Consider the following 16,753-nt stretch of genomic DNA (forward strand, 5'->3'; position numbering starts at 1 on the left):
TCTCTCTCCACAGGAGCGCATCGCATGTCCCTCGTCCGCCATCTGAAAACCGCCTTGCTGGCCGCCGCGCTGGCGCTCGCCGGGCTGCAGGCCGCGCAGGCCCAGGCCGCCAAACCCCAGGAACAGTTCTTTCCGCTTCAAAGCTACCGCGTCGGCCCCTACGCGGCCGGTGGCACGGGATTTTTCGGCGGCTTCATCGACTACCTGAACCTCGTCAACACGCGCGACGGCGGCGTGGGTGGCGTCAAGCTGACGTGGGAAGAAGGCGAGACGCAGTACGAGGTGGAGCGCGGCGTGGAGGTGTACGAGCGCCTCAAGACGCGCCCCGGCATCGCCGCGTGGAACCCGCTGTCGGTGGGCATCGCCTATGCGCTGATCGACCGGGTGACGGCCGACAAAGTGCCGCTGCTCACCATCAACCACGGCCGCACCGACACCACCGACGGGCGCGTGTTCAAGTACATCTTCCCGCTGCTGGTCAACCCGTACAGCGAGACCTCGGGCATCGTGAACTACCTGGGCACCAAGGCCGGTGGCACGGAGAAGCTCAAGGGCAAGAAGATCGTGGTGCTGTACCACGGCTCGCCCTACGGCAAGGAGACCATCCCGATCTACGAGCTGCTGGCCAAGCAGTACGGCTTCACGGTGCAGCAGATCGAGGTGCCGCACCCCGGCAACGAGCAGCAGTCGCAGTGGCTGACCATCCGCCGCGCCAAGCCCGACTTCGTGGTGCTGCGCGGCTGGGGCGTGATGAACCCGGTGGCGCTCAAGACCGCGCAGAAAACCGGCTTTCCGGCCGACCGCATCGTGGGCAACATCTGGTCCAACTCCGAGGAAGACGTGATCCCCGCGGGCGACGCCGCCAAGGGCTATGTCGCCATCACCTCGGTGGCGCCCGGCACGCAATACCCCGTGCTGCAGGACATCGTGAAGACGGTGTACGACGCCGGCAAGGGCAACCTGCAGGACAAGAAGCGCATCGGCAGCGTGTACCACAACCTGGGCGTGCTCAACGGCATCCTGAACGTCGAGGCCATCCGCATCGCGCAGGCGAAGTTCGGCAAGCGCACCCTCACCGGCGACGAAGTGCGCTGGGGCCTGGAGAACCTGAAGATCGACGAAGCCCGCGCCGCCGCCCTGGGCGCCAAGGGCCTGTTCCATTCCATCCACGTGACCTGGGACAACCACGAAGGCGACGGCCGCGTGGCCTTCCAGCAGTGGGACGGCACGCAGTGGAAGGTGGTGTCCGACTGGATCGCGCCGGACTGGAAGCTGCTGCGCCCGATCATCGAAAAGTCGTCCCTGGCCTATGCCAAGGAAAAGAACGTGAAGGTGCGCCAGAGCATCGACGACTGACCCGCCCCCTTCTTCATCCCACCCGGAGCGACGCCATGACCGACCTCTATCGCACCCCTTCGATCCTCGGCCCCGACTACGACGCCATCGCCGAAAAATACCGCCCCATCTTCGCGCGCATCCAGGCCACGGCACTGCAGCGCGAGCAGCAGCGACAGCTGGGCCACGACGCCATCCGGTGGCTCAAGGACGCACGCTTCGGCGCCCTGCGCGTGCCCGTGGAGCACGGCGGCGACGGCGCCACGCTGCCGCAGCTCTTCCAACTGCTGGTGGAGCTGGCCGAGGCCGACTCCAACACCGTGCAGGCGCTGCGCGGGCACTTCGCCTTCGTCGAAGACCGCCTGAACGCCCCGCGCGACGCGGCCAACATCGTGTGGTTGCGGCGCTTCGCAGACGGCGACCTGGCCGGCAACGCGTGGACCGAAGTGGGCAACGTGGCCATCGGCGACGTCATCACGCGCGTGACGCAAAAGGAGGACGGGCGCTGGGTGGTCAACGGCCGCAAGTTCTACAGCACCGGCAGCATCTTCGCGGACTGGATCGACCTGTACGCCCGCCGTGACGGCCCGGGCGACGGCGAGGGCCTGGACGTGATCGCCGCCGTGCGCGCGCGCCAGCCCGGCGTGACGCACCACGACGACTGGGACGGCTTCGGCCAGCGCACCACGGGCAGCGGCACCTCGGTGTACGAGAACGCCGAGGTGGAGCCAGAGAACATCTTCCTGTTCACCGACCGCTTCAAATACCAGACGGCGTTCTATCAACTGTTCCACCTGGCCACGCTGGCCGGCATCGCCCGCGCCATCACGCGGGACGCGGCCGCCCAGGTGCGCGGGCGAAAGCGCATCTTCAGCACCGGCAACGCGCCCAGCGTGGCGCAGGACGTGCAGGTGCAGCAGGTGGTGGGCGAGGTCTCGTCCATCGCCTATGCGGCCGAAGCCACCGCCGTGCGCGCCGCGTTTGCCGCCCAGCGCGCCTACGACGCGCACTGGCACGGCACGCCCGAGCAGGAGAAGCAGGCCAACATCGAGGCCGAGCTGGAATCCGCACAGGGCCAGGTGGCACTCACCGACCTGGTGCTGCGCGCCGCCAGCCAGTTCTTCAACGGGCTGGGCGCATCGGCTGCCAGCAGCGCACAGTCGCTGGACCGGCACTGGCGCAACGCGCGCACCGTGGCGTCGCACAACCCGGTGATCTACAAGGCACGCATCGTGGGCGACTGGCACATCAACGGCACCGAGCCGCCCTATGTGTGGCAGATCGGCGCCGGCCCCGGCCGGCCCGCGGCGGTGGCGCCCGCACCGGCCACCGATGCCGGCGCAGCCAATGCAGCGCAGGCGCGGCCCCTGGCCCGCGCGGCCTGAGTGGGTGAGTGAACGCCATGGCAAGCCCTCCCCCCGCGCTGCTCACCGTCGATGCGGTGCAGGCCGTGTACCAGGGCGCCATCGCCGCGCTGCACGGCGTAGGCTTCGAGGTGTGTGCCGGCGAGATCCACGCGCTGCTGGGCGCCAACGGCGCCGGCAAATCCACCACGCTCAAGGCCGTGTCGCACCTGCTGCCGGCCGAGCGCGGGCAGGTCACCGCCGGCCGCATCACCTACGACGGGCAGGACGTGGCACACGCCAGCCCGGCCACCCTGGTGCGCGCCGGGCTGGTGCCGGTGCTGGAAGGCCGGCACTGCTTTCCCAGCCTGTCGGTGGAAGACAACCTGGTCACCGGCGCCCTGGGCCGCAGCGCGCGGCGCGGCGAGATCGCGCACGACCTGGAGCGGGTGTACGCCCTCTTCCCGCGCCTGCGCGACAAGCGCCGCACGCCCGCGGGCCTGGCATCCGGCGGCGAGCAGCAGATGACCGCCATCGGCCGCGCGCTGATGTCGCGCCCGCGCCTTCTGGTGCTGGACGAGCCCTCAATGGGCCTGGCACCGCGCGTGGTGCAGGAGATCTTCGCGCAGCTCAATCGCCTGAACCGCGAGGAAGGTTTGACGCTGCTGGTGGCCGAGCAGAACTCTGCGGTGGCGCTGCAATATGCGGACCGGGCTACGGTGCTGGATGCGGGGCGGGCGGTGTTGTCGGGGCCGGCGGATGTGCTGCGGGAGCGGGATGATATCCGCCGTTTCTACTTTGGACAGAATGTGTCATGCGACAGACCATCACTCTCCGCTGAAGCGCCGGGAATACTGCGCGCTGCGATGGCGGGTTAGGCTGCCTCGTAGAGCGGGCTGTCCATCAGACGCTGCAGGGCGATGCGAACTGAGCGCTCGTCGAAGATTTTACTCTTGCGCTTCCCTGCGCCGGCTGCACTGTCAGCCGGCCATTCGGCCAGGCCCTGCAAGACCGCAGGAATTTCGGGTGCAACGCCTGCCCGACTCAGGAGCCAATCCACCGAGGCCAGCAGTTCCATACCGAACGGCGATTCGAAGCCATCGATCACTTGGCTGGCCAATTCTAGTGCTGGCACCACGTCCTTGGCCTCACTCTTCAGATAGCCCTGGACTAATTCCTTGCGGGCTTCATCGAAGCCGATGACATCCAACGGTCCTGCGTCGGCGATGCGCTTATCCGACCGGAGGTAGCTGCCATCCAGACTGTTCAGAAGGTGGTTCAGATTCGGCGCGAATGGGCCATAGCGGTGGGCGACGAAATTAAGCTTCAGGTCATTCCGCAATGCCAGGTGCTTGAGGCTACGCTCCAGAAACCAGGCAAGCTTCTGCACTTCGAGCAGACTGCACTCCATGCCCAAAACCCAGTAGCGGCGCACCGCTTCGGCCACCAATGCTCGCGCCGGCGTCAGCTTCTGCACGCCAGCCCGCTTGGCCACGTTCTGGTACTTGTCCGTGGGCTCAAAGACGATGACATCAACGTCCTCCAACTTAGAGAGAGCGGCATCGATACGCGCCTTGACAGTCGGCCAGTCCAGCCCTCCGTTGCCGGCACCCAATGGCGGAATCGCCACCGAGCGGATCTTCCTTTCGTGCAAGACGCGCTTGAGATCCTCGAGTCCGGATTCAACCCACTCAATGCGCGAATTGCCCTTCCAGTGGTCCTTGGTCGGAAAGTTGATAATCCAGCGCGGTCCGTCGAGTTCGCCCGTCTCCGTAACGAACATCTGACCGACCTTCACCTTCTTAGCCTTGCAGGCCGAGGCATACAGGTCGAAGTTGCGGCTATATTGCTCCTTGAACATCAAGGCGATGCCCTTCCCCATCACACCTACGGTGTTGACGGTATTTACCAAAGCCTCGACGCGCGCGTCGAGCAGGTTGCCTTGCGTGTAGGAGATCATCAGAAGTACCAGTTAGGCCGTGTGTGTACGGGCAACGCCATGCCCAGACCCCGCATTTTGCTCTCGATCTCAACGCGAACAGCATCCGTGTAGCACACGATGCCCAACAATGCCGCAAGGGGCACGTGTTGGTGGACCATGGCCTCCGCCTGGTACCGCTCCAGCTTGCCGGGATCCTCAGGATCGCGTTTGAAGTCCCGTCGCTGGAGCAACGACCAGTCGATCCGATCAAGCCGGGCCAGATCATTGTAGAAGTTCGCTAGCCCGCTGTATGCGTGACAGTCCGTGAACAAGAATGGCAACTTGAGTTGGCTCACCCTTCGCAGGCTAGATACCAGGATAACGATATCCGAGTTGGGCACTTGCTTGATACCGTTCCACCCCGTGTGGATGTTGCGCAGCATCACTGAAAATGGCGTGAAGTAGAACGGAACGTAGTCTCCCAAGGCTCCCCCCGGCGGCACTGGAACCGGCCAAACAGCGCGCTTTTCGATCAGTTCTGCATTGCCAATGCTCACCCATTTCGTAGAACGGATCTGGCTATTGCCGCAGTGAATCCCGTTCTGAATTACCCACGGCAGATTCGCTCGATGGAGGATGCGCCAGATCAGCGCCTTGTCGGGGTTGAGATTTGGATAGTTCACTTGGAAAACATTGCTGGCATTACATCAACATGCAGTGCTCGGTATAGCCCGCTGATCAATGCCTGTACCTGCTCTTGCGCTTCGCCGTCCTTGACATAGATAGCATGAAAGAGGTTCGCAGTTACGGGGCCGGGGGCCAGGCACTCGGCCATGCAGACGCACTTACAGTACTGGTCCGAGTAGTCGCGCTTGTTCATGACCTCCCAGTCAATCGCCTCCATGCCGTCGTTGTAGTCCAGCAGTTCAATCTCGCCGCCAGCCAAAGGGTGCCTGGGGATGATCTTCCAGCCTCGCGTCCGAGCCACATGCCGCTGCACAGCTATCAGTGCAAAGCGCTTCTTGGGATGATCTCGCTGCACTCGCCCATCGAAGGGATTCTTCGCAAAGAAGTGGAATGGGACATGACGTTCAAGGCGAAGCCCTTTCCGGCTTTCAATGATTTCGGGATCAGCTACGTCGACAAAGCTGTCCAAGCGCGACCTTGGCAGCAAACCGCTGTCGAGGATTGAAGCCATGTTCTTCAGGCTGGTCAGGTGGTAAATCAGCTTCTTCGCGCGGAGGTCGTCGTTCATATCCTCTCCCACTTTATTGCTGTCGCCGGAGCAAGCAAGACGTAACCATAACACCCACCGGATGAGGCATACCTACTCGCGCCCACTCTCTATCACTTGCAGCATTGGCCGTCGCGGACGTCTCTTCGCCTGCGCATCATCTGCCAAAGCAGTCAGTGCCAAGCCGAAGACCAGCTCATCGAGTTCGTTGACATGTACAGCAAGTTGATCAGCAATATCGGTGCGCGTCAGGCCATCCTCCCGCAGCGCGGCAAACACCTTCTGGAAAACCTTTGACATCGCCCGGGGCGCGCTTTTGGCTCTGACTTCTGGTAGCCACGCTGCGTCATCTCGATGCACAGTGATCTGTAGTGCCAATCGTTGACAAGCCTCAGGTCTTTCCGCCCGTAGACAAGCGCTGCAACGGAGACTGTCCAGAACCCATTGTGTGAGACCAGTTGGTCCACGGTGGCCATGACTGGCGCTTTGGCCAGAACGCTTCCTTCAGGCATGAGAAACGCCGACGCGAACTCTTTGGCCTGACGCTCAGCGTCCTTGACCTTCGGGCCAGCATGACGATGAAGGGCTAAGTGGCCGATCTCATCGGCCGCATCGAAGCCCATAGCGTCAACCTGTGCGACGCGCACCCCAGCAGCGGGCCCCCACAACGAATCCCGCATATCGATGCGCCGATTCCTTCGCACCACGCAGCCGCCTCTCGCCCTCCAATCGGGGCATGACTGCACGACCGGCACTGCACCAACACCTGCCCGAGATTCCCACCGACGTGGCGCGGATCGCCACCGATGCGCAAGCCATCGCCGCTGCGCACCAACTGGCGGCTGAATTCGCGCCCGGCGCCTCCGAGCGCGACCGCGATCGCCGCCTGCCCTGGGATGAACTCACGCGCTGGTCCGCCAGCGGCTTAGGGTCCATCACCGTACCGCGCGCCTACGGCGGCCCACAGGTGTCCTACGCCACGCTGGCCGAGGTGTTCGTGATCCTGAACGCGGCCGATCCGTCCATCGGGCAGATTCCGCAGAACCATTTCGGCGTGCTGGGCGTGCTGCGCGAGATCGGCACCGAGGCGCAGAAGCAGCGCTTCTACGGCGAGGTGCTGGCCGGCCGGCGGCTGGGCAATGCCGGGCCCGAGCGCAAGGTGGACGGCGCGGCCACCATCCTGCAAAGCGGCACGCGCCTGCGCGCCACGCCCGAAGGCCTGCGCCTGACGGGCAAGCGCTTTTATTCGACCGGCGCGCTCTTCGCGCACCGCATTCCCGTGCGGGCCCTCGACGACGCGGGCCGCGCCGTGCAGGCCTGGGTGCCGCGCGATGCGCCGGGCGTGGCCGTGGTGGACGACTGGGACGCCTTCGGCCAGCGCACCACCGCCAGCGGCACCGTGGTGTTCGACGACGTGCTGATCGCTGCCGACGATGTGCTGCCCCTGTGGCAGTTGGCCGACCGGCCGGGCCTCTACGGCCCCTCGTCGCAGCTGCTGCAGGCGGCCATCGACCAGGGCATTGCCGAAGCGGCCGTGGCCGATGCGCAGCGCTTCGTGCGCGAGCGCGCCCGGCCCTGGGTGGATTCGGGCGTGCAGCACGCGCACGACGACCCCTACGTGATCGCCGACGTGGGGCGCCTGCAGATCGACCTGCATGCCGCACGCGAGGTGCTGCGCGAGACCGGCGAGTTGTTCGACGCCCTGGCCGCGCAGGCCACCCTCAGCGCGGAGGACAGCGCCCGCGCCTCGGTGGCCGTGGCCGAGGCCAAGGTGCTGACCACGCGCATCGCGCTGGAGGCGAGCGAAAAGCTGTTCGAACTGGCCGGCTCGGCCGCCACGCGCGCCGCGCCCAACCTGGGCCGCCACTGGCGCAACGCCCGCGTGCACACGCTGCACGACCCGGTGCGCTGGAAGCTGCACCTGATCGGCAACCACCGCCTGAACGGCGCCCTGCCCGCGCGGCATTCCTGGAACTGAAAGCGAACCCATGGCCCTGTTGCAATCCATTGAACCGCTCGCAGCCGCGCCCACGCCCGCCGAGCCCGCCCCGGCCTTGCCCGCGGCCCGGCCGCCGCATCGCATCGCCACCGACACCGAGGCCCTTGCCGCCGCGCAGCGCTATGCCGCGCGCATCGCCCCCGGCGCGGCCCAGCGCGACCGCGAGCGCCTGCTGCCCTGGGAGGCGCTGGACGATTTCGTCGCCACCGGCCTGTGGTCGATCACGGTGCCGCGCGAGCACGGCGGCCCGGGCGTATCGGCCTGCACGCTGGCCGAGGTCACGGCGCTGGTCAGTGCGGCCGACGGCTCCATCGGCCAGATTCCGCAGAACCATTTCTACGCGCTGGAGGTGCTGCGCGTGGGCGGCACCGACGCGCAAAAGCGCTTCTTCTACGGCCGCGTGCTGGCGGGCGATCGCTTCGGCAATGCGCTGGCGGAGATCGGCCACCAGGACTTTCAGCGCCGCACCCGCCTGGTGCCCGATGGCGAAGGCTTTCGGGTGCAGGGGCGCAAGTTCTACTGCACCGGGGCGCTCTATGCGCACTGGATTCCCACGCTGGTCGTGGCCAGGGAAGACGGGCGCGACGTGACCTACCTCGCCTTCGTTCCACGCACCGCCGAGGGCGTGCATGTCACCGACGACTGGGACGGCTTCGGCCAGCGCGTGACGGGCAGCGGCTCGGTGCAGTTTGACGACGTGCGGGTCGAGGCCGAATGGGTCGTGCCGTTCCTCGCATCTTTCGAGCGGCCCACCACCATCGGCCCGCTGGCGCAGATCCTGCACGCGGCCATCGACCTGGGGCTGGCCCGGGGCGCGCTCGCGGCCACCCTGCCGTTCGTGCGCGAGCATGCCCGGCCCTGGATCGATGCGCGCGTGGAGCGCGCCGCCGACGACCCGCTGCTGATCCAGCAGGTGGGCGAGACCGCCGTGCGGCTGCGTGCGGCCGAGGCCCTGGTGCGCCGCGCCGGCCGCTTCGTGGATGCGGCCCAGGCCGACCCGACCGAGCAGCGCGTGGCCGAGGCCTCCATCGCCGTGGCCGAAGCGCGCGCGCTCACCACCACGGCGTCGCTGGATGCCGGCACGCGCCTTTTCGAGCTGGGCGGCACCTCGGCCACCACGGGCCAGAAGGGCCTGGACCGCTTCTGGCGCAACGCGCGCACCCACACGCTGCACGACCCGGTGCGCTGGAAGTACCACGCCATCGGGAATTTCCACCTCAACGGCCGCATTCCGCCGCGCCACGGCGCGATCTGATTTTTTCTTTTCAAAGACCCAGCGACGACCATGAAGCCACGCCGTTTTCTGCACGCTCTTTTCACGTTCTCCACGTTCATCGGCGCGGCCCTGTTCGCCGGCAGCGCCTTGGCCGCACCGCTCAAGATCGGCGTGGTGCCGGGCATCTTCGCGGACTCGGTCGAGGTGGCGGCCAAGGAGGCCAAGGCCCAGGGACTGGACATTCAGGTGGTGGAGTTCACCGACTGGACGACCCCCAACGTGGCGCTGGAATCGGGCGACATCGACCTGAACTACTACCAGAACAGCAACTACCTGGCGAACGCCGTGCGCAGCAAGGGCTTCAACTTCGTCAGCGTGCAGCCCGGCATCCTGTCGTACCTGGGTCTGTATTCCACCAAACATAGATCGTTGGCCGACGTGCCCAACGGCGCCAAGGTCGCCATCGCCAGCGACCCCGTCAACATCGGCCGTGCCCTGCGCCTGCTGCAGCACGCGGGGCTGATCACGCTGCGCCCCGACACCGGACTGCTGGGCACGCAGGCCGACATCCGCTCCAACCCGAAGAACCTGCAGTTCATCGAGATCGAAGGCCCGCAACTGGTGCGCGCCACGCAGGACGTGGACCTGGCGCAGGGCTTTCCTTATTTCATCATTCCGTCGAAGGCGTTCGATGCGACCCGGGGGCTGGCCTACACCAGCTATGAGGACGACTCCTGGGCCATCCAGTTCGTGGCGCGCAAGGACAAGGCGGCGGACCCGCGCATCGCGCAGTTCCTGACCATTTACCAAAACTCCGACGCCGTGCGCAAGGCGATCCACGCCTTCTACCTGAACGATTCCAAGCTCTACCGCCTGACCTGGCTGAAGCGCTGAGACCGGCACAAGGACCGACCGTGACACAAGCGAAGCGCCACATCCTGCTCAACGCGTTCAACATGAACTGCGTGGGCCACATCAACCACGGCCTGTGGACGCATCCGCGCGACCGCAGCACCGACTACCGCACGCTGGCCTACTGGACCGATCTGGCCCGCACGCTGGAGCGAGGCCTGTTCGACGGCCTGTTCCTGGCCGACATCGTGGGCACCTACGACGTGTACCAGGGCAACGTGGACGTGCCGCTGCGCGAATCCATCCAGCTGCCGGTGAACGATCCGCTGCTGCTGGTGCCGGCCATGGCCGCCGCCACGCAGCACCTGGGCTTCGGCGTGACGGTGAACCTGTCGTACGAGGCGCCCTACCTGCTGGCGCGGCGCTTTTCCACGCTGGACCATTTGACAAACGGGCGCATCGGCTGGAACGTGGTGACCGGCTACCTCGACAGTGCCGCGCGGGCCATGGGCCAGCCGCAGCAATTGCCGCACGACGAGCGCTACGAGCGCGCCGACGAATACCTGGAGGTGCTCTACCAGCTGTGGGAGGGCAGTTGGGAAGACGGCGCGGTGCGCCGCGACAAGGCGGCGCGCGTGTTCGCCGACCCGGCGCGCGTGCACCCAGTGCAGCACCACGGCCGCTATTTCGATGTGGAGGGCTACCACCTGAGCGAGCCCTCGCCGCAGCGCACGCCGGTGCTGTTCCAGGCCGGCAGCTCGGGCCGGGGCCAGCAGTTCGCCGCGCGCCATGCCGAGTGCGTGTTCATCTCGCCCCCCAACAAAGAGGCCGCGCGCAAGACCGTGCAGGCCCTGCGCGAGCAACTGGTGCGGGCCGGCCGCCGGCCCGATGACGTGAAGGTCTTCGTGGGCGCGGCGGTGGTGGTGGGCCGCACCGAGGCCGAGGCGCGCGAGAAGCACGCGGACTACCTGCGCTACGCCAGCCGCGAGGCGGGCCTGGCGCATTTCGCGGCCAGCACCGGCATCGACTTCGCGCAGTACGACCTGGATGCGCCGGTGGACTATTCGCCCGGCAACGCCATCGAATCGGCCAGCCGCACGGCCCAGCAGCATGGCTGGACGCGCCGCAAGCTGCTCGAACTCTTCTCGCTGGGCGGCCGCTACCCGGCCATCGTGGGCGATGCGCAGCAGGTGGCCGACGAACTGCAATCGTGGGTGGCCGAGACCGGCGTGGACGGCTTCAACCTGAGCCGCACCGTGGTGCCGGAGAGCTACGAGGACTTCATCGACCTCGTCATTCCGGAGCTGCAGAGCCGCGGCGTCTACAAGACCGCCTACGCCGAAGGCACGCTGCGCAGCCGCCTGTTCGGCGAGGGCGACCGGCTGCCGGCCCGGCATGCGGCGGATGCGTTTCGGCGCCAGGCCCCCAGCGCCGCCGCCCACCGGCCGCCCCAACCCCATCCCGCCCTGGAAGCACAGCCATGAAACGCCTGGCCCGACGCCTTTTTTCCTTGCTCGCGGCCTTCGCTGCCGCGACGGCAACCGCGCAAACACCCGCGCCACCGCTGCGCATTGGCGTCACGCCGGGCTCGCTCGCCGATTCCGTGCAGGTCGCCGCGCAGGAGGCGCGCCAGCAGGGGCTGGACGTGAAGGTCATCGAGTTCACCGACTGGACCGCGCCCAACACCGCGCTGGCCGCGGGCGACATCGACCTCAATTACTTCCAGCACCAGGCCTTTCTGGACAACGCCATCCGCGAGCGCGGCTATGCGTTCGTCAGCGTGGCCACCGGGCTGCTGCCCAACATCGGCCTGTATTCGCTCAAGGTGCAGCGCTTTGCCGACCTGAAGGACGGTGCCCGCGTGGGCGTGGCCAACGACCCGGTGAACCAGGGCCGCGGCCTGCTGCTGCTGGAAAAGGCCGGCCTCATCCAGCTCAAGCCCGGCGTGGGCGCGCGCGGCAGCGTGAACGACATCGTGGCCAACCCGAAGAAGCTGCGCTTTGCCGAGATCGAAGGCCCGCAACTGGTGCGCGCCCTCGACGACCTGGACCTGGCCCAGGGCTACCCGGCGCACTACGTCAATGCCGGCAAGCCCCAGGTGGCGGGCAGCGCGTTGCTGTATTCGGGCATCGACGACCTGGCCTATGCGATTCGCTTCGTCGCGCGCCAGGACAACGCGCAGGACCCGCGCATCCAGCGCTTCGTGAAGGTCTATCAAGACTCGCCCGCCGTGCGCGCGCAGATCGGCAAATCCTTCGCCGGCAATGAGCGGCTCTACAGCCTGCCGTGGCTCGCCAAGGCCGCGCATTGACGCATCCCTGAACTCGCCCCCCACGCCCCCCACGCCCCCGACGCCTTCCTCACCTTCGATTCCTCCCACCCCAACGACCGCCTTTCGCGGCCCCTGACATGCCACTCCATCGCCTCTTTCTCGCCCCCCTCCTCGCCCTCTCCGTGCTGGGCGCCCTGCCCGCCCATGCGGCCGACAAGCTGCGCATCGGCGTGCTGCCGGGCGTCTATGCCGACGCCATCGCGGCCGCTGCCAAGGACGCCAAGGCGCAGGGCATCGACGTCACGGTGACCGAGTTCACCGACTGGACCACGCCCAACGTGGCGGTGGACTCGGGCGACCTGGACATCAACTTCTTCCAGCACCAGCCGTTCCTCGATAACGCGATCCAGAAGAACGGTTTCAAACTGGCCAGCGCCGGCACGAGCTTCCTGGCCAACATCGGCCTGTATTCGCTCAAGCACAAGACCATCAACGAGGTGCCGGTGGGCGGCAAGGTCGGCCTGGCCAACGACCCGGTGAACCAGGGCCGCGGCCTGCTGCTGCTGCAAAAGGCGGGGCTCATCCAGCTCAAGCCCGGCGTGGGCTTCGTCGGCACGGTGGACGACATCGTGCAGAACCCCAGGAAGCTGAAGTTCGTCGAGGTGGAAGGCCCGCAGCTGGTGCGCATCACCGGCGATGTGGACATCGCCCAGGGCTACCCGCACTTCATCGTGGCGTCGAAGGCGTTCGACCCCTCCAGCGGCCTCGCGTACTCGGGCGTGGAAGACGCGCGCTTCGCGATCCAGTTCGTGGTCAAGGCCAACCGCACGCAGGACCCGGTGATCCAGAAGTTCGTGAAGGTGTTCCAGAACTCCGACGCGGTGAAGGCCGCCATCGACCGCGCCTTCGCGGGCGACAAGCGCCTGTACGTGCTGACCTGGACCCAGCAATGATGCGCGCGCCCCGCTTCTCCCACTTCAAGGCCGCCGCCCTGGGCTGGCTGCTGGCCGCATGCGCCCTCACCGCGCACGCGGCCGACGTGATCCGCATCGGCTCCACGCCCGGCGTCACCTCCGACGCGGTCGAGGCCGTGGTGGTCGAGGCCAAGGCCCAGGGCCTGGAGGTGAAGCTGGTCGAGTTCACCGACTGGACGCTGCCCAACGAGGCCGTGAACAACGGCGACATCGACCTGAACTTCTTCCAGCACCAGGCGTTTTTGAACAACGCCATCCAGGAACGTGGCTACCAGCTGCAGTTGGTGGGCCTGGGCCTGCTGCAGAACATCGGCATCTACTCCAACCGCATCCAGCGGCTGCAGGACGTGCCCGAGGGCGCCAAGGTGTCGGTGGCGAACGACCCGGTGAACCAGGGGCGCGGGCTGCTCCTGCTGCAGAAGGCCGGCCTCATCAAGCTGCGCCAGGGCAACGCCGTGGGCGCCAGCGTGAACGACGTGGTCGAGAACCCGAAGAAGCTGCGCTTTTATGAGATCGAAGGCCCGCAGCTCATCCACTCGCTGCAGGACGTGGACCTGGCCGTGGTGTGGCCCAGCTACTTCGTCAACGCCGGCAAGAAGGAACAGGCCAGCCGCGCGCTGCTGTATTCGGGCATCGACGACTCGTTCTACGCCATGGGCTTCGTCGCGCGCAAGGACAAGGTGCAGGACCCGAAGATCGCCCGCTTCGTGCAGCTGTTCCAGCAGTCGCCCAAGGTGCGCGAGGTGGTGTCCGCGCGCTTCAACAACGACCCCAAGCTGTACACGCTGCCCTGGAAGACGCCATGAGCCTGACCGCCGCCTCCCCTTCACCCGTCTGGCGCAGCGCTGCCGGCACGGCCCCCTCCCCCGCCACGGCGCCTGCCGGGGCACCGCAGCCTCGCGCCGGGGCGGCACCGCCGCCCGCGCCATCGGCGGAAACTGGCGCACCGTCGGGTTCCGTGGTCTTCGAGCAGCTCGGCAAGGTGTACGCGTCGTCCGCCGGGCCGGTGGCGGCGCTGGAGGACATCAGCCTCCAGATCCCCGCCGGCAGCATCTTCGGCATCATCGGGCGCAGCGGCGCGGGCAAGTCGAGCCTGCTGCGCACCATCAACCGGCTGGAGTCGCCCACCTCGGGCCGCGTGCGGGTGGATGGCACCGACATCGCCACGCTGGACGACGACGGCCTGGTGGCCTTGCGCCGGCGCATCGGCATGATCTTCCAGCACTTCAACCTGCTGGCCGCCAAGACGGTGTACGACAACGTGGCCCTGCCGCTGCGCGTGGCCGGCTGGCGGCCCGCCGCCATCCACCAGCGGGTCGAGGAGCTGCTGGCCCTGGTGGGCCTCTCGGACAAGCACCGCACCTACCCCGCGCGCCTGTCGGGTGGGCAAAAGCAGCGCGTGGGCATCGCCCGGGCGCTGGCCACGGCGCCGGAGATCCTGCTGTGCGACGAGGCCACCTCGGCGCTGGACCCGGAGACCACGCATGCCATCCTGCAGCTGCTGCGCGACATCAACCGGCGCTTAGGGATCACCGTCATCCTCATCACGCACGAGATGAGCGTGATCCGCGAGATCGCCGACCAGGTGCTGGTGCTGGAGCAGGGCCGCATCGCCGAGCAGGGCGAGGTGTGGAAGGTGTTCGGCGCGCCGCAGCACGATGCCACGCGCGCGCTGCTGGCGCCGCTGCAGCACGGCCTGCCCGACGACCTGCAGGGGCGGCTGCAGGCCGAGCCGCCGGCGCAGGGCGCCTACCAGCGCATCCTGCGCCTGGGCTACACCGGCGAGGGCGGGCTGGAGCCCGACTTCGCGCGCATCGCCCAGGCCCTGCACAGCCCCGTCAGGCTGGTGCACGGCGGCGTGGACCGCATTCGCGGCCATGCGCAGGGCCGGCTCATCGTGTCGCTGCCCGGCACGGTGACGCTGCCTGATTTCGTCCATCTGGTGCAAGGCCCTGGCGCCATTGCTCATTCCATCGAGGTGATCGGCCATGTCGCTGACGTTGAGCATTCCCTTTGAGCGCTACACCCAGGCGTTCCTCGACACGCTGACCATGGTGGGCACGTCGGCCGCCATCGCCTTCGTGGCGGGCATTCCGCTGGCGGTGCTGCTGATCGTGACCGCGCCCGGGGGCTTCCTCGCCTCGCCGCGCATCCACCGCGGGGTGGGCAGCGTGGTCAACGGCTTTCGGGCCACGCCCTTCATCGTGCTGCTGGTGGCGCTGATCCCGTTCACGCGGCTGGTCACCGGCACCACCATCGGCGTGTGGGCGGCCATCGTGCCGCTGGCCATCAGCGCCACGCCGTTCTTCGCGCGCATCGCCGAGGTGAGCCTGCGCGAGGTGGACCCGGGCCTGATCGAGGCCGCGCAGGCCATGGGCTGCCGCAAGTGGCACATCGTCTGGCACGTGTACCTGCCCGAGGCGCTGCCCGGCATCGTCGGCGGCTTCACCATCACGCTGGTGGCGCTCATCAGCTCGTCCGCCATGGCGGGCGCGGTGGGCGCGGGCGGCCTGGGCGACCTGGCGATCCGCTATGGCTACCAGCGCTTCGACACGCAGGTGATGCTGATCGTCATCGCCGTGCTGATCGCGCTGGTGTCGCTGGTGCAGTTCAGCGGCGACCGGTGGGTGCGCTGGCTGCGCAGCCGGTAGCCCGTGGCGGGCGACCGGTGGTGCCACCGTGGGGCTGGCCGCGCCCCTGGGAAACGGGATGCGCGTCAGCAGCCCGTCTTCCAGGGGGTTCAAGCCAAATCGGCCTCCAGCGCATGATTAACTAGGGCGTATTGCTATCGAATATATAGCAATCAAATGCGCCGCCGCGCCCCGGCCACGCCCGTCAGAACGCGTGGGCGTGGCGCAGCGCGTCCAGCACCCGCACGCGCAGGGCACCCAGCGATTCGTCTTCGCGCCGGCGCGGGCGGGGCAGCGGGTTGTCGATCACCTGCAGCTCGGCGCCGGCGCGCGCCTCCAGCACCACCACGCGGTCGCTCAGGATGAGCGCCTCGTCCACGTCGTGCGTGACCAGCAGCAGCGCCAGGCCGTGGCGGTGCGCCACCTCGGCCAGCAGCTGCTGCAGCCGCGCGCGGGTGAAGGCATCGACGGCCGAAAAGGGCTCGTCCAGCAGCAGCAGGCGCGTCCGCGTGAACAGGCCCCGGGCGATGGCCACGCGCTGCGCCTGGCCGCCGGACAGCTGCTTCGGCAAGCGGCCTTCGAAGCCCGCCAGTCCCACTTCGGCCAGCAGCTCGCGCACCTGCGGGTGACTCCGCCCGGCGCGGCCCAGATCGAACGCCACGTTCTCGGCCACGGTGAGCCAGGGGAACAGGCGCGGCTCCTGGAAGATGAAGCCAATGTCCTGCGTGATGCCCTGCTGCGGCTCGCCGGCCAGGCGCACGTGGCCGTCGTACTGCGTGTCCAGCCCCGCGACGATGCGCAGCAGCGTGCTCTTGCCGCAGCCGCTGGCGCCCACGAGGCTGACCACCTCGCCGGCGGCGATGTCCAGCGGCACGTTCTGCAGCACGGGCTTGTCGCCGTAGGCCTTGCGGCGCACGCGGGCCTGCAGCAGCGGCCCGCTGTTCGCGTCCTTGGCCTGCAGCAGCGGGCCGTCCATC

At 67.5% G+C, this 16,753-nt stretch carries 18 protein-coding genes; 12 read left to right on the forward strand and 6 right to left on the reverse strand.

Translation table 11 applies throughout. The features are described 5' to 3' along the window. Positions 1 to 24: 24 nt before the first annotated feature. Genes AVMA1855_RS02485 through AVMA1855_RS02495 form a run of 3 tightly spaced genes read left to right on the forward strand, consistent with a single transcriptional unit; the run spans position 25 to position 3,556 of the window. Positions 25 to 1,356, forward strand: coding sequence for an ABC transporter substrate-binding protein (locus tag AVMA1855_RS02485; protein WP_284424465.1), 1,332 nt, complete (start codon positions 25 to 27; stop codon positions 1,354 to 1,356). A 35-nt stretch (positions 1,357 to 1,391) separates the two neighbouring features. Further along, a complete protein-coding gene (locus AVMA1855_RS02490; RefSeq protein ID WP_284424466.1) occupies positions 1,392 to 2,720 on the forward strand; it encodes an acyl-CoA dehydrogenase family protein in 1,329 nt (442 codons plus the stop codon). Between the two features lie 17 nt (positions 2,721 to 2,737). Continuing rightward, complete coding sequence (locus AVMA1855_RS02495; protein ID WP_284424467.1) at positions 2,738 to 3,556, forward strand: ABC transporter ATP-binding protein; 819 nt, start codon at positions 2,738 to 2,740, stop codon at positions 3,554 to 3,556. Here AVMA1855_RS02495 and darG read toward each other — a convergent pair. The 5 genes from darG to AVMA1855_RS26590 form a co-directional block, all read right to left on the reverse strand. Further along, positions 3,553 to 4,638 (reverse strand): type II toxin-antitoxin system antitoxin DNA ADP-ribosyl glycohydrolase DarG, encoded by a 1,086-nt coding sequence (gene darG / locus AVMA1855_RS02500; RefSeq protein WP_284424468.1) that lies wholly within the window; start codon positions 4,636 to 4,638, stop codon positions 3,553 to 3,555. The genes AVMA1855_RS02495 and darG overlap by 4 nt on opposite strands. Further along, a complete protein-coding gene (gene darT, locus AVMA1855_RS02505) occupies positions 4,638 to 5,282 on the reverse strand; it encodes a type II toxin-antitoxin system toxin DNA ADP-ribosyl transferase DarT (protein ID WP_284424469.1) in 645 nt (214 codons plus the stop codon). The genes darG and darT overlap by 1 nt, the downstream gene beginning before the upstream one ends. Continuing rightward, positions 5,279 to 5,854, reverse strand: a complete 576-nt coding sequence (locus tag AVMA1855_RS02510) for a DarT ssDNA thymidine ADP-ribosyltransferase family protein (protein WP_284424470.1) — start codon at positions 5,852 to 5,854, stop codon at positions 5,279 to 5,281. The genes darT and AVMA1855_RS02510 overlap by 4 nt, the downstream gene beginning before the upstream one ends. 72 nt (positions 5,855 to 5,926) lie before the next feature. After that, entirely contained in the window at positions 5,927 to 6,133 is a 207-nt protein-coding gene (locus AVMA1855_RS02515) for a hypothetical protein (protein ID WP_284424471.1), read from the reverse strand. Beyond that, the gene (locus AVMA1855_RS26590) at positions 6,082 to 6,513 is read right to left on the reverse strand and encodes an ImmA/IrrE family metallo-endopeptidase (RefSeq protein WP_349817084.1); all 432 of its coding nucleotides are present in this window, start codon (positions 6,511 to 6,513) and stop codon (positions 6,082 to 6,084) included. The genes AVMA1855_RS02515 and AVMA1855_RS26590 overlap by 52 nt, the downstream gene beginning before the upstream one ends. Positions 6,514 to 6,569: 56 nt before the next feature. Here AVMA1855_RS26590 and AVMA1855_RS02520 point away from each other — a divergent pair, with 56 nt between their 5' ends. The 9 genes from AVMA1855_RS02520 to AVMA1855_RS02560 all read left to right on the forward strand — a co-directional run bounded on the left by AVMA1855_RS02520 (position 6,570) and on the right by AVMA1855_RS02560 (position 15,797). After that, positions 6,570 to 7,811, forward strand: coding sequence for an SfnB family sulfur acquisition oxidoreductase (locus AVMA1855_RS02520; RefSeq protein WP_284424472.1), 1,242 nt, complete (start codon positions 6,570 to 6,572; stop codon positions 7,809 to 7,811). Positions 7,812 to 7,821: 10 nt separating this feature from the next. Next, a complete protein-coding gene (locus AVMA1855_RS02525) occupies positions 7,822 to 9,087 on the forward strand; it encodes an SfnB family sulfur acquisition oxidoreductase (RefSeq protein WP_284424473.1) in 1,266 nt (421 codons plus the stop codon). 30 nt (positions 9,088 to 9,117) lie between these two features. Next, positions 9,118 to 9,942, forward strand: coding sequence for a MetQ/NlpA family ABC transporter substrate-binding protein (locus AVMA1855_RS02530; protein ID WP_284406496.1), 825 nt, complete (start codon positions 9,118 to 9,120; stop codon positions 9,940 to 9,942). 20 nt (positions 9,943 to 9,962) lie between these two features. Then, entirely contained in the window at positions 9,963 to 11,384 is a 1,422-nt protein-coding gene (locus AVMA1855_RS02535; RefSeq protein ID WP_284424474.1) for an LLM class flavin-dependent oxidoreductase, read from the forward strand. Then, positions 11,381 to 12,211 carry a MetQ/NlpA family ABC transporter substrate-binding protein gene (locus tag AVMA1855_RS02540; RefSeq protein WP_284424475.1) on the forward strand — a complete coding sequence of 277 codons (831 nt, stop codon included), beginning with the start codon at positions 11,381 to 11,383 and terminating at the stop codon, positions 12,209 to 12,211. The genes AVMA1855_RS02535 and AVMA1855_RS02540 overlap by 4 nt, the downstream gene beginning before the upstream one ends. 98 nt (positions 12,212 to 12,309) lie before the next feature. After that, positions 12,310 to 13,125, forward strand: coding sequence for a MetQ/NlpA family ABC transporter substrate-binding protein (locus tag AVMA1855_RS02545; protein WP_284424476.1), 816 nt, complete (start codon positions 12,310 to 12,312; stop codon positions 13,123 to 13,125). After that, positions 13,125 to 13,952 carry a MetQ/NlpA family ABC transporter substrate-binding protein gene (locus AVMA1855_RS02550; protein ID WP_502870253.1) on the forward strand — a complete coding sequence of 276 codons (828 nt, stop codon included), beginning with the start codon at positions 13,125 to 13,127 and terminating at the stop codon, positions 13,950 to 13,952. The genes AVMA1855_RS02545 and AVMA1855_RS02550 overlap by 1 nt, the downstream gene beginning before the upstream one ends. Next, positions 13,949 to 15,163: a methionine ABC transporter ATP-binding protein gene (locus AVMA1855_RS02555; RefSeq protein WP_284424478.1), complete on the forward strand. Its 1,215-nt coding sequence runs from the start codon at positions 13,949 to 13,951 to the stop codon at positions 15,161 to 15,163. The genes AVMA1855_RS02550 and AVMA1855_RS02555 overlap by 4 nt, the downstream gene beginning before the upstream one ends. Further along, complete coding sequence (locus AVMA1855_RS02560; RefSeq protein WP_272566552.1) at positions 15,135 to 15,797, forward strand: methionine ABC transporter permease; 663 nt, start codon at positions 15,135 to 15,137, stop codon at positions 15,795 to 15,797. The genes AVMA1855_RS02555 and AVMA1855_RS02560 overlap by 29 nt, the downstream gene beginning before the upstream one ends. 184 nt (positions 15,798 to 15,981) lie before the next feature. Here the strand turns inward: AVMA1855_RS02560 and AVMA1855_RS02565 are convergent, their stop codons facing one another. Next, positions 15,982 to 16,752 carry an ABC transporter ATP-binding protein gene (locus tag AVMA1855_RS02565; RefSeq protein ID WP_284424571.1) on the reverse strand — a complete coding sequence of 257 codons (771 nt, stop codon included), beginning with the start codon at positions 16,750 to 16,752 and terminating at the stop codon, positions 15,982 to 15,984. Between the last annotated feature and the right edge of the window lies 1 nt (position 16,753).

It is taken from the genome of Acidovorax sp. SUPP1855 (assembly GCF_030158955.1).
In the GTDB taxonomy this organism is placed as follows: domain Bacteria; phylum Pseudomonadota; class Gammaproteobacteria; order Burkholderiales; family Burkholderiaceae_C; genus Paracidovorax.

Coding starts and splice junctions, on each gene's coding strand:
- AVMA1855_RS02530 (WP_284406496.1), top strand. CDS start 9,118: ATGAAGCCACGCCGTTTTCTGCACGCTCTTTTCACGTTCTCCACGTTC.
- AVMA1855_RS02520 (WP_284424472.1), top strand. CDS start 6,570: ATGACTGCACGACCGGCACTGCACCAACACCTGCCCGAGATTCCCACC.
- darG (WP_284424468.1), bottom strand. CDS start 4,638: ATGATCTCCTACACGCAAGGCAACCTGCTCGACGCGCGCGTCGAGGCT.
- AVMA1855_RS02495 (WP_284424467.1), top strand. CDS start 2,738: ATGGCAAGCCCTCCCCCCGCGCTGCTCACCGTCGATGCGGTGCAGGCC.
- AVMA1855_RS02550 (WP_502870253.1), top strand. CDS start 13,125: ATGCGCGCGCCCCGCTTCTCCCACTTCAAGGCCGCCGCCCTGGGCTGG.
- AVMA1855_RS02545 (WP_284424476.1), top strand. CDS start 12,310: ATGCCACTCCATCGCCTCTTTCTCGCCCCCCTCCTCGCCCTCTCCGTG.
- AVMA1855_RS02555 (WP_284424478.1), top strand. CDS start 13,949: ATGAGCCTGACCGCCGCCTCCCCTTCACCCGTCTGGCGCAGCGCTGCC.
- AVMA1855_RS02560 (WP_272566552.1), top strand. CDS start 15,135: ATGTCGCTGACGTTGAGCATTCCCTTTGAGCGCTACACCCAGGCGTTC.
- AVMA1855_RS02515 (WP_284424471.1), bottom strand. CDS start 6,133: ATGTCAAAGGTTTTCCAGAAGGTGTTTGCCGCGCTGCGGGAGGATGGC.
- AVMA1855_RS02490 (WP_284424466.1), top strand. CDS start 1,392: ATGACCGACCTCTATCGCACCCCTTCGATCCTCGGCCCCGACTACGAC.
- AVMA1855_RS02485 (WP_284424465.1), top strand. CDS start 25: ATGTCCCTCGTCCGCCATCTGAAAACCGCCTTGCTGGCCGCCGCGCTG.
- AVMA1855_RS02540 (WP_284424475.1), top strand. CDS start 11,381: ATGAAACGCCTGGCCCGACGCCTTTTTTCCTTGCTCGCGGCCTTCGCT.
- AVMA1855_RS26590 (WP_349817084.1), bottom strand. CDS start 6,513: ATGCGGGATTCGTTGTGGGGGCCCGCTGCTGGGGTGCGCGTCGCACAG.
- AVMA1855_RS02565 (WP_284424571.1), bottom strand. CDS start 16,752: ATGGACGGCCCGCTGCTGCAGGCCAAGGACGCGAACAGCGGGCCGCTG.
- AVMA1855_RS02525 (WP_284424473.1), top strand. CDS start 7,822: ATGGCCCTGTTGCAATCCATTGAACCGCTCGCAGCCGCGCCCACGCCC.
- AVMA1855_RS02510 (WP_284424470.1), bottom strand. CDS start 5,854: ATGAACGACGACCTCCGCGCGAAGAAGCTGATTTACCACCTGACCAGC.